This window comes from Nocardia sp. NPDC047648 (assembly GCF_040642815.1).
GTDB classification, from domain to species: Bacteria; Actinomycetota; Actinomycetes; order Mycobacteriales; family Mycobacteriaceae; genus Nocardia; species Nocardia gamkensis.
On record NZ_JBEYSX010000004.1, the window covers coordinates 132,957 to 147,864 of the forward strand.

At 66.7% G+C, this 14,908-nt stretch carries 16 protein-coding genes, 1 tRNA gene and 1 pseudogene; 12 read left to right on the plus strand and 6 right to left on the minus strand.

Features of this window, described 5'->3' with window-relative positions:
- Positions 1–66 precede the first annotated feature (66 nt).
- From ABZ803_RS11660 to ABZ803_RS11680, 5 genes are all read left to right on the plus strand, one after another.
- On the plus strand, positions 67–561 hold the full coding sequence (locus tag ABZ803_RS11660; protein WP_181719529.1) for a MogA/MoaB family molybdenum cofactor biosynthesis protein: 495 nt from the start codon (positions 67–69) through the stop codon (positions 559–561).
- A 693-nt stretch (positions 562–1,254) separates the two neighbouring features.
- Positions 1,255–1,929 (plus strand): MspA family porin, encoded by a 675-nt coding sequence (locus ABZ803_RS11665; RefSeq protein WP_062975832.1) that lies wholly within the window; start codon positions 1,255–1,257, stop codon positions 1,927–1,929.
- Positions 1,930–1,994: 65 nt separating this feature from the next.
- Positions 1,995–2,666, plus strand: a complete 672-nt coding sequence (locus ABZ803_RS11670; protein WP_357035681.1) for an MspA family porin — start codon at positions 1,995–1,997, stop codon at positions 2,664–2,666.
- Between the two features lie 323 nt (positions 2,667–2,989).
- Complete coding sequence (locus ABZ803_RS11675; protein ID WP_357035684.1) at positions 2,990–3,664, plus strand: MspA family porin; 675 nt, start codon at positions 2,990–2,992, stop codon at positions 3,662–3,664.
- A 67-nt stretch (positions 3,665–3,731) separates the two neighbouring features.
- Positions 3,732–4,403, plus strand: a complete 672-nt coding sequence (locus tag ABZ803_RS11680; RefSeq protein WP_357035687.1) for an MspA family porin — start codon at positions 3,732–3,734, stop codon at positions 4,401–4,403.
- Positions 4,404–4,577: 174 nt separating this feature from the next.
- Here ABZ803_RS11680 and ABZ803_RS11685 read toward each other — a convergent pair whose 3' ends face one another.
- From ABZ803_RS11685 to ABZ803_RS11695, 3 genes are all read right to left on the minus strand, one after another.
- A complete protein-coding gene (locus ABZ803_RS11685) occupies positions 4,578–5,243 on the minus strand; it encodes an SAF domain-containing protein (protein WP_357035690.1) in 666 nt (221 codons plus the stop codon).
- Positions 5,244–5,331: 88 nt separating this feature from the next.
- The gene (locus ABZ803_RS11690) at positions 5,332–5,637 is read right to left on the minus strand and encodes an FmdB family zinc ribbon protein (RefSeq protein WP_357035693.1); all 306 of its coding nucleotides are present in this window, start codon (positions 5,635–5,637) and stop codon (positions 5,332–5,334) included.
- Positions 5,638–5,706: 69 nt separating this feature from the next.
- Positions 5,707–6,315, minus strand: coding sequence for a 5-formyltetrahydrofolate cyclo-ligase (locus tag ABZ803_RS11695; protein ID WP_357035696.1), 609 nt, complete (start codon positions 6,313–6,315; stop codon positions 5,707–5,709).
- 68 nt (positions 6,316–6,383) lie between these two features.
- Here ABZ803_RS11695 and ABZ803_RS11700 point away from each other — a divergent pair, with 68 nt between their 5' ends.
- The 5 genes from ABZ803_RS11700 (at position 6,384) to ABZ803_RS11720 (ending at position 11,028) form a co-directional block, all read left to right on the plus strand.
- Positions 6,384–7,340: a UTP--glucose-1-phosphate uridylyltransferase gene (locus ABZ803_RS11700; protein ID WP_357035699.1), complete on the plus strand. Its 957-nt coding sequence runs from the start codon at positions 6,384–6,386 to the stop codon at positions 7,338–7,340.
- A gap of 151 nt (positions 7,341–7,491) precedes the next feature.
- The gene (gene glp, locus ABZ803_RS11705; RefSeq protein ID WP_062975875.1) at positions 7,492–8,748 is read left to right on the plus strand and encodes a gephyrin-like molybdotransferase Glp; all 1,257 of its coding nucleotides are present in this window, start codon (positions 7,492–7,494) and stop codon (positions 8,746–8,748) included.
- Between the two features lie 12 nt (positions 8,749–8,760).
- Positions 8,761–9,411 (plus strand): GNAT family protein, encoded by a 651-nt coding sequence (locus tag ABZ803_RS11710; RefSeq protein ID WP_357035703.1) that lies wholly within the window; start codon positions 8,761–8,763, stop codon positions 9,409–9,411.
- Between the two features lie 263 nt (positions 9,412–9,674).
- A complete protein-coding gene (gene glpR / locus ABZ803_RS11715; RefSeq protein ID WP_357035706.1) occupies positions 9,675–10,865 on the plus strand; it encodes a gephyrin-like molybdotransferase receptor GlpR in 1,191 nt (396 codons plus the stop codon).
- A gap of 90 nt (positions 10,866–10,955) precedes the next feature.
- Positions 10,956–11,028 (plus strand) — tRNA-Ala (locus ABZ803_RS11720).
- A gap of 65 nt (positions 11,029–11,093) precedes the next feature.
- Here the strand turns inward: ABZ803_RS11720 and ABZ803_RS11725 are convergent.
- The 3 genes and pseudogenes from ABZ803_RS11725 to ABZ803_RS11735 all read right to left on the minus strand — a co-directional run.
- Positions 11,094–11,306: pseudogene (locus ABZ803_RS11725) on the minus strand (tyrosine-type recombinase/integrase); the annotation flags it as partial.
- Between the two features lie 175 nt (positions 11,307–11,481).
- The gene (locus ABZ803_RS11730) at positions 11,482–12,744 is read right to left on the minus strand and encodes a helix-turn-helix transcriptional regulator (protein WP_357035708.1); all 1,263 of its coding nucleotides are present in this window, start codon (positions 12,742–12,744) and stop codon (positions 11,482–11,484) included.
- An 11-nt stretch (positions 12,745–12,755) separates the two neighbouring features.
- The gene (locus ABZ803_RS11735) at positions 12,756–13,184 is read right to left on the minus strand and encodes an NUDIX hydrolase (RefSeq protein ID WP_357035711.1); all 429 of its coding nucleotides are present in this window, start codon (positions 13,182–13,184) and stop codon (positions 12,756–12,758) included.
- Between the two features lie 98 nt (positions 13,185–13,282).
- Between ABZ803_RS11735 and ABZ803_RS11740 the strand changes: the two genes are divergently transcribed.
- Together ABZ803_RS11740 and ABZ803_RS11745 are read left to right on the plus strand one after the other, a co-directional pair.
- Positions 13,283–14,023: a TauD/TfdA family dioxygenase gene (locus ABZ803_RS11740; protein ID WP_357035714.1), complete on the plus strand. Its 741-nt coding sequence runs from the start codon at positions 13,283–13,285 to the stop codon at positions 14,021–14,023.
- Positions 14,020–14,271 (plus strand): hypothetical protein, encoded by a 252-nt coding sequence (locus ABZ803_RS11745; protein WP_357035717.1) that lies wholly within the window; start codon positions 14,020–14,022, stop codon positions 14,269–14,271. Before ABZ803_RS11740 ends, ABZ803_RS11745 begins: the two co-directional genes overlap by 4 nt.
- Positions 14,272–14,908: the final 637 nt, after the last annotated feature.

The window sequence follows — 14,908 nt, forward strand, 5'->3', positions numbered from 1 at the left end:
GAAGTGGACGCCGACGTTCTCGGCGCGGCCGCCGAGTTGCTGGACGCAGGCGCTACGGTGAGCACCATGGAAATCGATGCTCCTGTGGCGGGGCGTGCTCTGGTGGTGGTCGTCGACGATCGAACGGCGCATGGAGGTATTGACTCGCTCGGTCCGCTGGTCACCGAGCTGCTCACCGAGGCGGGTTTCCTCGTGGACGCGTCGGTGTCGGTGCAGGCCGACGAGGTGGAAATCCGCAACGCACTCAATACCGCGGTGATCGGCGGCGTCGATCTGGTGATCTCCGTCGGCGGCACGGGCATGTCCCCGCGCGACGTGACGCCGGAGGCCACCTCGCAGGTGCTCGACCGCGAGTTGCCGGGAATCAGCGAAGCCCTGCGGTCCTCCGGCCGGGTGGCCGGTTCGCTGGACGCCGGGCTTTCCCGTGGTGTGGCAGGCGTGTCCGGCAGCACCCTGGTGGTCAACCTGCCGGGCACCCGTTCCGCCATCCGGGACGGTATGGCGACGCTCGGCCCGCTCGCGAGCCGGGTGATCGGTGAGCTGTCCGGATTGGTCGAGTAATCACCGCCCCCACACCCCCTGAGGACCCTCGCCCGGCGGCGCGCCGGGCGAGGGATGCCGCGCGCTTGGCGAAGATCTTCGGCGACACTCTGCCCGAGACCACCGCGGACGAGCGCGACGAGCGCGACGACGTCCGGTCCTCCGACGACTGGCTGCGCGCCCAGATCCCCCCGCATCACGGCTGACCGTTATCTACGTAGTAGCTACGTAATCAATCCCCCTGGGTTTGTAACCGGCCAGTGATCATTTCTGCGCGGAAGTAATTCCGGCGCGATCATTACGGCCCTGTCCCGTATCCGGACGCTGGCGCTCCTGTGCCGCGATCTGCTCCACTCAGCCCGCCCCGGCTGTAGCGATCCGGTATTTATGCACGTCAAGCCATATTCAAATGTGCGCAAGTGTGATACAGGTCACCTTGAACTTTACGAAACGTTACGTTGCCAGCGCCGTTATAAAACGTTTAATCTCCCCATCGAGCCACTCGCAATCGGGCCCCGCAGGCGCGGGTACCGGCACGCATGGAGCCGTTCGACGGAGCCCTGGCTCGGTTCCGTTACCAGCAAGTCCGTTGCGCCGAAATAACAACCGGTTACACACCGGCAACAAAGGAGCGACACACTGAGCTGGGCCTGAGAGGACCACTGTCCAGCCTCGATGGTCGAGGTTGACTGTTTGAACCTGATGAGGGGAAGTATGAGCGAGAACCGCACCAAAGGTCTGCGCCGCGGTGCCCGCGTCGCGGGCGTGGGCGCTGCCGCGGCTGTTGCCCTGGGCCTGCTTTCGACCGGTGCCGCCGATGCCGATACCTTCGTGCCGTTGCCGGACGGCCAGAAGGTGGGGCCGGGCGTGACGATCACCCGGAACGGAGAGCGGGCCCTGATTTCGCCGTCGCTGGCTGCCAACGGCGCCGGTCGCGTGGTCTGGGTATCGGGCAACGCGGTCGCCGACGTCACCGTGACGCCGGAGGGTGAGATCGGCCCGAACAACGGTCCGACCGGAAACCCCGGAACCAACAACTCCTCGACGCACGGTGCGTCGCAGCTGAGCACCGGCTACATCGTCGGCTGCCAGGTCAGCATCGCCGACGACGCCATCTCCGCGGGTGTGTCGGGCAGTGTGAACCTCAGCGGCGCGAGCGCGGGCGGTTCGATCGGTGTCAACCTCGGTCCCGGTGAGGTCAAGTTCGTTCAGATCGATTACAAGGACATCCTCAAGCCCGGGGTGTACTCCGTCGAGTACCAGGATGCCGAGATTCAGATCCAGGGCTGCGCGGGTTACGCGCAGGCGCGTTCGTACACGGTCGTCGAGATCATCGGCGATCACTACTCGAAGACCACCCTCTACGGGATGCCGTTCAGCATCGGCTGACGTCTGTCGACTCCAACGAACCATCCTCCCGCTGAAGCGGACTCAACCCTCGAGGGATACCAACCATGATCAACCGTAAGAACCTGGCGCGGATGGCCGGCGTCGGCGCCGCTGCCACCATCGCCATGGGCCTGTTCTCCACGGGTGCGGCGAACGCCGACACCTTCGTCCCGCTGCCGGGCGGGGAGCTGACCAAGACGCTGTCGGACGGCACCGTCGTGACCATTCGCCTGGTCGGCGAGTCGGCGAACATCAGCCCGTCCATGGGCGCGACGCCGCTGCACCGCAACGCGTGGGTCTCCGGTAGCGCGCAGGTCGAGCTCTCCGGCTCGGCGGGCGGCAAGATCTTCCCGGGCTACACCGTCGGTTGCCAGGTGAACATCGCCGGTGGCGGTGCCACCGGTGGTGTCGACGGCAACGTCGACTGGAGCGACGGGCAGAACGTCACCGGCGGCGTCGGCGCCAACTCCGGCGGCAACCTCTCGCTCGGCCCCGGCCAGGCGAAGTCGTTCTATGTGCTGGATCTGGAGCAGGCCGACGATTTCGGTAACGAGACGCACAAGACCCGTAATGCGTTCAAGGGCACGTCCGGTTCGGTGACGTGGGCCGACGAGACCATCGGTCTGAACGGGTGCGGAGGCTACGCCCAGGCGCGGGCTTTTGTGAGCGTCGAGGTCGAGACCGACAATGTCATCACCTGGGTGACGTTGTGGGGACAGCCTTTCAGCCTCGGCTGAGTGAACTACGGGTGAAAAGCCCGTAGCCATTGATGAAATGGACCCCTCGTATCGCGGCGGGTCCATTTCGTCATGAATTCCATTGCGCCGCAAGCCGGTGCGATCCTAGCCGGATCGTTTGCGTTGCGTGACGAATTGCCCGAATTTCCGGAAAAGTCTGGTTGATACCGAATAACATTGTTTCGTCCGAGATCGCTCGATGACGCGATGGTCGGCGGATCGTCTGGTGGACAGCACATTCCACCGAGCGCGCCGTCGGCTTTGGAGGGACACGTCCGCCTCGACACCCTGGGGCGGGCGGATGCAACCTGATGAGGAAAAACATGAGCAAGTACCGCATCAACGGTCTGTCTCGAGGCGTCCGCGTCGCGGGCGCCGCCGCCGTGGCGACCGTGGCCACCGGTCTGTTCTCGACCGGCGCCGCCGACGCCGATACCTTCGTGCCGTTGCCGGACGGCCACAAGGCAGGCCCTGGCGTGAACATCGCCCGTACGGGTGAGCGCGCACTGATCTCCCCATCCCTCGCTGCGAACGGTGCCGGCCGTGTCGTGTGGGTGTCAGGGAATGCCGTCGCGGATGTCGCCGTGACGCCGGAAGGCGAAATCGGCCCGAACAACGGGCCGACCGGGAATCCGGGAACGAATAATTCGTCCACGCACGGTGCGTCGCAGTTGAGCACCGGTTACATCGTCGGCTGCCAGGTCAGCATCGCCGACGACGCGATTTCGGCGGGAGTGTCGGGCAGTGTGAACCTCAGCGGCGCGAGCGCCGGTGGTTCGATCGGCATCAACCTCGGTCCCGGTGAGGTCAAGTTCGTTCAGATCGATTACAAGGACATTCTGAAGCCGGGTGTGTATTCGGTGGAGTATCAGGATGCCGAGATCGAGATCCAGGGCTGCGCGGGTTACGCGCAGGCTCGTTCGTACACGGTCGTCGAGATCATCGGCGATCACTACTCGAAGACCACCCTCTACGGGATGCCGTTCAGCATCGGCTGAACGCGGTTCGGATCCATCAAATCTCTTTTCGCTGAAGCGAACTCGATTCTTTAGGGGAATTACCATCATGTTCGATCGTAAAAAACTGGCGCGCGCGGCCGGGCTGTGCGCGTCCGCGGCCATCGCGGTAGGTCTGCTCTCCACGGGTGCGGCGAACGCCGACACCTTCGTCCCACTGCCGGGCGGGGAGCTGACCAAGACGCTCTCGGACGGCACCGTCGTGACCATTCGCCTGGTCGGCGAGTCCGCGACCATCAGTCCGTCCATGGGCGCTACACCCTTGCACCGCAACGCATGGGTCTCCGGTAGCGCACAAGTGGACCTGTCGGGCTCAGCGGGCGGCAAGATCTTCCCGGGCTACACCGTCGGTTGCCAGGTGAACATCGCCGGTGGCGGTGCCACGGGTGGTGTGGACGGCAACGTGGACTGGAGCGACGGCCAGAACGTCACCGGCGGCGTCGGCGCCAACTCGGGCGGCAATCTGTCCTTGGGTCCGGGGCAGTCGAAGTCGTTCTATGTGCTGGATCTGGAGCAGGCCGATGATTTCGGTAACGAGACGCACAAGACCCGTAATGCGTTCAAGGGCACGTCCGGTTCGGTGACGTGGGCCGACGAGACCATCGGTCTCAACGGGTGCGGAGGCTACGCCCAAGCGCGGGCCTTCGTCAGCGTCGAGGTCGAGACCGACAACGTGATCACCTGGGTGACGTTGTGGGGAGCGCCTTTCAGCCTCGGCTGAGCCGGAGAGTAACGCGCGCAAGGCGAACGGGCCCGTCGATGCCGGGCTCGTTTCGCTTGCGGCGCAGCTGAAGTGAGTTACGCCCACCCGCGTTGGTCCGGCTCTCGGCGCACAAATCGCGAATCTAAATCGGCACCTCTCAGTCTGGTGCTTCGGGCGAAGCCTGTCGGCCGGTCAATGGAAGACGACGGTGAGTGCGGTGCGCAGGGACGCCGCGGCGACGGCGGTCGCGTGCTCGGCGTCCATCGCCACCAACACCACGCGTTCCGCGGCTGCGCGACCGTCACCCGCGCCGGCGACGAGAACGACGGCGGAGTCGGTGGCGAGGGTGCGCGCGGGACGGGTGGCGGGGCCGTTCGCGTCTTCGGCGCCGATCACGTCCACGCGATCACCCGCGCGCAAGATGTCGGCGACCGCCGTGTCGGCGAGACGGATGGGCACGATGCGCGCCTCGCGCGCGCCGGTCGCCGCCGCGGCCAAACGCGGGCCGACGACGCGTAGATCGGTGAAGACCTCTCCCTGCCGCATGGCGCCGCTCAGCGTCGCGCCGACGAGCGCGGCGGGATCGGCGACCGCACCCGCGGGCAGCGTGCCCGCTTCGCGCGCTGCGGTGCGCAGGTCACCCGCTTCGAGGAGTCGTCCCGGCGCCAGATCCCGGCCCGCGACGAGGACCGTCGTGCGTTCGGTATCCGGGTCACCGCGAAGGAAGAGCAAGACCGCGAGGGCGGCGAGCGCGGCCGCGAGCAGCCGTCGGGCGAGTGCGGCGTCGGCCCAGGGCGGTCGCTGCCACCCGGCCGGATTCCAGCCGCCGCGGCCGAGGTCGGCGAGTACACGAGTCATGGCCGGATCCTATGGCCGGACGCGCACTCACCCCGCCGGGATCACGGTGGGCTGTGGATAGGTGACTGGCTGTGGGAAAACCGTCGAATCAGCTGGCCACGGCCGTGCTGGTGGACGCGGTGGACCCGCTCGACGACCCGGAACTCGATGACCCGGAGTCGGAAGAGGAACTGGAACCGCCGTCGGACTTGGCCGGCTCGCTGGCGGTCGTGGAGCCGCCCCGGCTGTCGGTGCGGTAGAAGCCGCTGCCCTTGAAGACGATGCCGACCGAGTTGAACAGCTTGCGCAGCTTGCCGGAGCACTCCGAGCACACGGTCAGCGCCTCGTCCGTGAAGGACTGAACGATGTCGAAGCGGTTGTCACACTGGGTGCACGCATACGAGTAAGTAGGCACAGGATCCTCCGCGGTGTTCGTCGATCTGGCACTCTACAGCCGACAGTGCCAACACCGCCAATCGGTGTTTCATTCCCCAGCGTAATGGTCGCCCAAGCGGCGCAAGCCGCCCCGTGGCGTGAGCGCCCAGCCCATGCGCCGATCGTGCGGCTCCTCGGGCAGCCGGTCGACCAACTCGTCGTCCCGGACCACCGCGACCAGCCGCGCGTCCGGACGCGCGGCCGGCAGCGTGCGGTCGTAGTAGCCCGCGCCGCGACCCAGCCGCACGCCGCGCAAGTCCACCGCGAGGGCGGGAATCAGGATCAGCTCGGCCCGGGTCACGGCGTCCGGCGGCAGCACTGCGCCGGTGGGTTCCAGCAAGCCGTAGCGGGCCCGCCGCAGCGCGTCCGCGCCGGTGTACTCGGCCCAGCTCAACGGTCCCGGCGGCCCGGTGACCGGCAGCAGTATCCGCGCGCCACCGGCCACCAGCGCGTCCAGCATCGCTGTCGACCCCGGTTCACCCGCCACCGGTACGTAGGCGCAGACCCACCCCAGGGCTTCCAGGGTGTCCATCGCCGTGGCCAGGGCGAACGCTTCTTTTTCGCGCTCCGTGGCGCTCATCACAGCTCGCCGGGCGAGTAGTTCGATGCGCCATGCATGTTTATCGCGCTCGCCGGGCATCTTCACAGTGATCACCATAGGCTCACCCCGGGACCGAGTCGGCTCGACGCCGATCCGGCGGCGTGATGGATGGATAGGGTATGCGTATGACAGCAAAGTCCGGACAGCCCGGTGGCACCCCGGCGGAGTCGTGCTTCCGCACGGCCGTGGTGCCCGCGGCCGGGCTCGGAACTCGGTTCCTGCCCGCGACCAAGACGGTGCCCAAAGAACTTCTCCCGGTGGTGGACACCCCCGGCATCGAGCTGGTCGCCGCCGAGGCGGCCGGATCGGGCGCCGAGCGCCTGGTGATCGTCACCTCCCCGGGTAAAGACGGCGTGGTCGCGCACTTCGTCGAGGACTTGGTGCTGGAGAGCACGCTGGAAGAGCGCGGCAAGTTCAAGCTGCTGGAGAAGGTGCGCAAGGCGCCGGGACTGCTCGATGTGACCTCGGTGGTGCAGGAGGAGCCGCTCGGGCTCGGGCACGCCGTGGCTCAGGCCGAGCAGGCCCTCGACGACGACGAGGACGTCATCGCCGTCCTGCTCCCCGACGACCTGGTGCTGCCCCGCGGTGTGCTCGACGTGATGTGCCGAGTGCGCCGCAAGCGCGGCGGAACGGTGCTGTGCGCCATCGACGTACCCAAGGACGAGGTCAGCGCCTACGGCGTGTTCGACGTCGCGCCGGTGCCGGACGCGGTGAACCCGAACGTGCTGCGCGTCAAGGGAATGGTGGAGAAGCCCGCGCTCGCCGACGCGCCGTCGACGTTCGCGGCCGCGGGCCGGTATCTGCTGGACCGCGCGATCTTCGACGCGCTGCGCCGCATCGAGCCCGGTGCGGGCGGCGAACTGCAACTCACCGACGCGATCGCACTGCTGATCGCCGAGGGACATCCGGTTCATGTGGTGGTGCACCGTGGGTCGCGCCACGATTTGGGCAACCCGGGCGGTTATCTTCGTGCTGCGGTCGATTTCGCATTGGAACGAGAGGAATACGGCCCCGCCCTGCGCGAGTGGTTGCAGCACCGCCTCGGTCCGGACTGGGATCCGCAGCTGACGACCGACGACTGAGGGACCCGGCCGGGGGTTTCGCCGAGCGTGGACCGTCGGGTACGAATGATGGTCACCGCGGTGCGCGCGAATGCGCTTGCGCCGCGGCGGGATCGCGCGTGCCCGCGCAGGCGAGACCGGTTGGAGTGCGGAGAGGATCAGGAAGGGCTGGATGCGCTCGGTTGAGGATCAGCAGATCAAAGTGACCGCCGCGGCGGTCGCGCCCCGGCCGGTCCGGGTCGCGATTTCCGAGGCCCAGGGTCTGCTGTGCGCCGAGGACGTCGTCACCGAGCGGCCGTTGCCCGGCTTCGATCAGGCCGCCATCGACGGTTACGCCGTGCGCAGCGTCGACGTGGCTTCCGCCGGGGCCGACATCCGCGACGAAGCGGGCGACCTCGTCGACCTGACCCTCCCGGTGGTCGGCGAGGTGGTCGCCGGTTCGCGTCAGCCGATCCGCTTGCAGCCGCGCCAGACCGTCCGGGTGGACACCGGCGCGCCGATGCCGACTCTCGCCGACGCGGTGCTTCCGCTGGATTTCACCGACGGCGGCCGGGCCAGGATCAAGGTGTACGAACCGGTGCGCTCCGGCGATTACGTGCGGCGCATCGGCGACGACGTCCAGCCGGGTGACGTGGCGGTGCGGGCCGGGACCATCATCGGCGCCGCGCAAGTCGGTCTGCTCGCAGCGGTCGGTCAAGACAAAGTGCTGGTGCATCCGCGCCCGCGACTATCGGTGCTCTCGGTGGGCGGCGAACTGATCGACATCGATCGGACGCCCGGCCCCGGCCAGGTGTACGACGTGAACTCCTACGCGTTGGCCGCGGCCGCGCGCGATGCAGGCGCGGACGTGAATCGCGTCGGCATCGTCAGTTCCGATCCGCGCCGGTTGCGCGACGTGGTCGAGGGGCAGCTGGTGCGCTCCGAGGTGGTCGTCATCGCGGGCGCGGTCGGTGGCTGGGCCTCCGAACAGGTCAGGGAGGCGCTGGAAGGGCTCGGCGAGCTCGAAATCACCCGCGTGGCCATGCATCCCGGTTCCGTGCAGGGCTTCGGCCGGCTCGGCCGCGACGAGGTGCCGACTTTTCTGCTGCCGTCCAACCCGGTGGGTGCGCTGGTGGTATTCGAGGTGATGGTGCGGCCCTTGATCCGAATCGCGTTGGGGCGCAGGCAACCGATGCGCCGGATCATCAGCGCGCGGACCATCACCCCGATCAGTTCCATGGCCGGGCGCAAGGGATACCTGCGCGCGCAGCTCATGCGGGACGAAGCGACCGGTGAATACCTCGTGCAGCCGCTCGGCAACGGGAACTCCTCCTCACACTTGCTCGCCACGCTCGCCGAGGCGAACAGCTTGATCGTGATCGACCCGGACGACACCGAGATCCGTACCGGTGACGAAGTCCAGGTCGCCTTTCTCGCACAGCGTGGCTGAGACGTGGACGCGATGAATGTCTTCCGGGCCACGCAGCATCCGGGGTGGCCCGCGCGACTGGGCCCGGTCCGGGTGGCCGCGGGACAGGTGACCCTGCGTCCGGTGCGGCTGCGCGATGCGGCGGCCTGGAGCCGGATCCGTTTGCGCGACAGAGCGCATCTGGAGCCGTGGGAGCCGACCGGCCGCGGGTCGTGGGAGGCGCGCAACCACGCCTCCAATTGGCCGTCGCTGTGGTCGAGTCTCAAGGCGGAGGCCAGGCGCGGCGCGATGATCCCGTTGGTGATCGAAGTCGACGGCGTGTTCAGCGGGCAGTTGACCGTCGGCAATATCGTGCGCGGCGCCCTGCGCTCGGCCTGGATCGGCTACTGGGTGGCCAAGGATCTCAGCGGGCAGGGCGTCGCGACGGCGGCGTTGGCGCTGGGCCTCGACCACTGCTTCGGGCCGGTCGGTCTGCATCGGGTCGAGGCGACCGTCCGGCCGGAGAATCTGGCCAGCCAGGCGGTGCTGCGCAATGTCGGTTTCCGGGAAGAGGGACTGCTACGGCGCTATCTCGACGTGGACGGCGCCTGGCGGGATCACCTGCTGGTCGGCATAACCGTCGAGGAGCTGGCCGGAACGGTCCTGGACCGGCTGGTGCGAGAGGGGCGCGTCACCCTGCAGTAGATCCGGCCACCCGGCCGCGGTGACATTGGTGGAAATGTGACAGGTGTGGCGGATGTGCACGGCGCGCCTGCCGGAACTTGGTGCTACCCGGAATTAGCCTACGGACGTCGATGGTGCGTCTTGCGTCATCGGCACAGAGCCTGCGAGGGGACCGGCGTCCGCGCCGCTGCGTCGGACGGGGGCCGGCCGAGGGCGGAGCGTGTGACGAACCGCTCGCGGGCCGAGCCGGACAAAACCCCAGGCGGGACGGAGGTGCTGACGCGATGCCGAATTCGATCCTGTGGATCGGGCTGGTCGTGCTCTGGGTCTTCGTCCTGTTCCCGATCCTCGCCGATCGCCACCCGAGAATCCGCCGGACCACCGACGCCGCGCTGGCGACCAGGGTCCTGCATCGCGGCGGAGGCAAACGACGTCTCCGGAAAGGCCCGGCCGCCGGGCACGAAACCGATCCCAACTGGCGGCCCCGTGGGCGACACGATGGACGCCGCGTACCGAGAAAGTATCCCCACAGCGATGATGCGGAGGACCGGATGACGACACCGGCCGACGAGCCCGTCACCGAGACCGACGAGGAGAACATGCCCGCGGCCGACGACGTCGCGGCATCCGACATCGCTGACGCCGAAACGGACGACACCGAGGCCGACGACTTCGGGACCGACGACTTCGGGACCGACGCACCGGACGAGGCCGAGACGGACGAGGTCGAGCCGGACGAGGCCGAGCTGGACGAGGCGGAGCTGGACAAGGCCGAGTCGGCCGCCGAGCGGTCGGCCGACGACGAAGCCGCCGAAGTCGCTGCGAAGATCGACGCGGAGACCGATGATGTCGGCGTGGGCGCATACCACCCCGAGACGGTCGCGGCCAGAATCCCGCCTGCTCGCTCCACGGCGCCCGCGCGCGTGGACTACGACAAGTACGACGACTACGACGACTACGACGGCGGAGGCTCGGCGGAACAGGATTTCGTCCCCAGCCGTCGTGGCCGGGGCGGTTACGACCCCGAGGCCGACGCCATCGCGCGCGCGGCCCGCTACACCTTCCGGCAGCGCGCCGTGCTCGGCCTGCTACTCACCGCCATCCTCTCCGGCGCGCTCGCCTTGGTTCTCACCCCCTTGCTGTGGTGGGCCTGCGGGCTCGCCGCGACCGTGCTGGTGACCTACCTGGCCTACCTGCGCAAGCAGGTGCGGATGGAGGAGGAGATCCGCCGCAGGCGCGCCGCCCGCCTCAACCGTGGCCACCAGGACGAGGCCGATCCGCACGCCCGTCGAGCCCGCGCCCCACACGGCACCATGGACCGCGACACCGCCCGCGCCCTGCGCCGCCGCTCCACCCTGGTCGAGCCCGACGACGAAGACCCCATGTTCGCCCACCTCGACCCCTTCGACCCCGCCACCGCCCGCGCCCTGCGCACCCGCGCCAACGGCGACATGCGCCGCGCCGCCGGCGCATAGTCCCACCTGTTCCCGCAGGTCAGGGCACCGATTCGGAGTCTGGGCGGATGGCCTGATACAGTGTCACAGCGCGGTTCCCCGGAACCGCACGGGGCTATAGCGCAGTTGGTAGCGCGTCTCGTTCGCATCGAGAAGGTCAGGGGTTCGATTCCCCTTAGCTCCACAGCAAGAAAAACACCGCCCGACCTGAGAAAAGGTCGGGCGGTTTTCGTTCGAGCGACAGTGCGGCTAGCTCGCTGCCCACTTTTTGCCCACACTTGCGCGCGCTGCCTTGTCCAGAGCGGCCGAAACGGCTTCCAGATCATCGGGGAACAGATCGGCGTAGGTGTCGAGCGTCATCGCTGCCGACTTGTGGCCGAGCATGGTCTGAACTGCCTTCACATTCGCTCCGGCGCTGATCGAGAGCGACGCGGCCGTATGCCGCAAGTCGTGCGGCAAGATCGGGGTGCTACACCGATCGCCGCCTCGAACGTCTGACAGGGCGGTAGCCCCCCTGTCGAAGCCTTGGCGGTGGGCATTGGGCCTGCCAGTTCGTACGGGTTTGGGAGTTTCGGTAGCCACGACGGCGGCCCAGGAAAATCCGGCCCCCTCGGCCCTGACTCGTCGGCGGCAGCTTTCATTTCGAGTGCGACACCAGCGACGACCGAATGCGACGCAGGGCCGCTTGCGCTTCGCTGGTCAGCTCTCTCATGCCGGTCTTGATGGTCGCGCGGATGACTCGCTGAATCTGGTGTGGCAGCCGATGGTGTTCGGCCGATCGCATGGCGTCGATGAATGCCTCTGTGGCGGCGTCGGGATCGTTGATCGCCGCGAGCACTTCTCCGGTCGTGACGCGTTCGATGATGCGCCACTGCGGAGCGGAGGGTGTGCCGACAGGAGCACCTACGAGTTGGCCCGCTTCCGCTGTCCGGCCGGTACCGAGCAAGCCTCGTATCTCGATTTCGTGCAGGGTGAACGGCTGAAATAGCAGGCCGCTGTGCGTATTTCGCTCCAGTAGGTGCCGGTACTGCCGTAGGGCATGGTCGAAGTGTTCGCCATCACCGAGTTCGCCTGTCGCGCGGCACAGAAACGCCAGGGCCGCACCGCGGTCAGCTGGGTAGATCGAAAGGGCAAGTGACTGTTCCAGTCTCGCTACGCCCGCGCCGACATGTCCGGCCTTGCGCAACTCGTTGCCGTGCATTCGGAGTGTATGAGCGTGGAATGCCGGGTCGTTGAGCTCGGAGGCTATCTTGACAGCTTGTCCGGTCCAGCGCGCGGCCGAGGCCAAACGTTCCTCGGGTAGCACCGTGCCCAGCGAGACGCCGAGCGCTACTCGAGCTTGGGCGAGCAGAATGAGGCTGTCTCGTTCCATGTAGCCCTCGGCTGCCCTGGCCTCTAGTCGCGCCACAAGTGGCCAGAGTTCATTGACGGCCTCGACAGTATGTCCGGACTGGCGCGCGATTTCGGCGAGACGAACTGTGCTGTCGCCGAATTGGAGCATCGCGCGGTATTCGGCGTCATCGACTCCGGTGACGCCGAGGACGTGTGCGGGTAGGCCCAGTCGACTGGCGATATGCCGGCGCGATGCGACATCGGCAATTGCCCTACGGCCGGTCTCGAGCATCGACACGTAGGACTTGTCGTAGCCGAGTAGCTCGCCCAGCGCTATTTGGTTCAGGCCGTTGATCCGGCGGTAGGTCCGCAGGATCGTGGGTAGGTCGCGGGTTGCTATCGCCGTCGCTGCTTCCGGAGCAGCCCATAGCCAGATAGCGGAGACGATCGGCGTAGCGCGAACCAGACTCGGGGTGGGGCTTTGGTTCGCGGCGCAGGTGGGGCATACGGCTTCGGTTGCGTAGCGGCTTATCGCGAAGCCGCAAGCCTGACACCTGCTGCCGTCCACAGCGTTCCCCCTTAGACGTTCTCCGCGGCTCGAAGCTGAGCAAACCAGGTCATGATGGACCGCTTATAACCGTCAGGCATGTTCAATCCGGTGATTTCGTCCTCGCCGAACAACCCGACTTCCTTGTGTTCATGCGACAGGACCGGCTCGGCGTCGGTGTCCGGATAGCAGCCATACGTGACGATGAAGACGTGCTTCTCGGCCTCGTTGATGTAGTAGATCCAGGAGTCGAGAATCGGCCCGGTGGTGACCGGCCACTGCGTCTCCTCGGTGATCTCGCGGGCCACGCATTCCTCGGGTGTCTCGTCCGGTTCGATCCGGCCGCCCGGCAGTTCCCACTCCTCGCGCTCGTTCTTCAGCAGCAGCACCCGACCGTCACGAACGACAACGCCTTTGATCGAGATCGAGTACATGTGCGGTACGTATCCGGAGGCAGTCATAGCCGCGACGCTAGCACCGGCGCAGGCGCGGGACCGCTGGTTGCGCGGTGACAGTTTGTCAGTGGACGGGCCTGTAGAACCGGGCGCACGGTTGATCCATGTTCGTGGACTTACAGCATGAGTGGGCAGCAGGGGTAGCCGCAAAGCTGGCTGCGGATGGCTTGGCTCGATTCGAAGGCATTCGGACTCGGGCGCAATTGGTCACCCTGGGGGCGTCTCTGGGTCGCATTGTCCCGCATCGGGATAGCGGACCGGATGGCGTGACGACGTTGATGCATCGTGGAAAGCTCGGCGGCCGTGCCGGTTTCGAGGGGTTCGGTAACGGCGCACTCGCTCCGCACACGGACCGATCGGGCATACCGGAACCGCCTGCGCTGTTGATGGTGGTTTGCGGTCGGAAGGGCCGAGGCGGTGACACCATCGCAATCGATGGTCGGAGCGTGTTCCTCGACCTTGCCGCAAGCAACACGCAAGCAGTACAAGCACTTTCACATCCCAACACGGTCTTGTTCGGTGGGGCAGCGGGCTACCTGAGTTCGATATTCGAGCGCACGACGGACGGGCGAGTGCGGATTCGTTACCGGCGAGACGAACTGGCGAAGTTCGCCCCGGGGATCGTCCGATGGCTGCCCACGTTGAATGACGCTGTGGAGCGCCACATGATCCAGTTCGGCTTGGAGCCTGGGGAGGGTTACATATTGCACAACCATCGCTGGCTGCATGGTCGTACTCGATTCAGCGGCGACCGAGTCATGTACCGGCTCAGCCTGAATCCGCACGAAGAGTTCGCCATTCCATCGGGTTTCGAGGCCTCGGACGCAGTCGGGGTGAAGCCATGAACGTTGACTACGACACCGTGCGGGTGTCGATCCACTTCGAGAATGGCTCGAATGATCCGAACGACTATCCCTATTACGACCACTGCGCTTTCGATCCGGGTCCACTCACGCCAGAACAGGCGCACCGGTTGTTGCAGATCCACCTGCACAACGACTCGGTTCAGTGCAAGCAGAAACATGCGGCGCTGAGCACCTTGGAGGCGGCGGGCCGTCTGCATCGCGCAACTCGATCGGTAACCACCTCATGAGTGACGCGAGTTGGCTTCCTCGGTGCGGCAAGCTCAACGCCCAGCAGCTCGCGGAGGCCGAAGCGATCTTGCGAGAAGCCAGCCGCGCAGATCTGGAGACTCTGTCGCGCGTGGCCGCCGAACTACACGAGCAGACGGAGCAGCCTCGTCTCCAAACCGAGATCGACGGAGTGGTCGCCAGATATCGGGCAGCGCATCCAGAACGCCGGAGAGGGGGTGAGAGCGCCGGGGAGTCGAACGCCGAACGGTAGTCGGCTCGGATACGTCATCGAATGCCCCGCCTCGGTGCCCCTTGGTGGGGCATTCGTCTGCCCATGCGCTGCCCACAATTGCCCACAAATCAGCACGATTCAGCGTGAATCACAGTGATGCGATTTAGCAGGTAGACAGCTACTTTGGACACTGGCCAGCGGCTCCCCGTCTCGTTCGCATCGAGAAGGTCAGGGGTTCGATTTCCCTTAGCTCCACTCACCGACGAAGCCGCAGGTCATCGACCTGCGGCTTCTTTGTTGTGTGGCATTGCCGAGCAACATCACGGGGGGTTGGGTGTGTTGTACGTTGCCGAGCCATGCGGGGTTCATGGCTGCGCGCTTCGGGCGGTGGGACGTAAACGGTCGCGGGGCCGAGCATTTGGCGC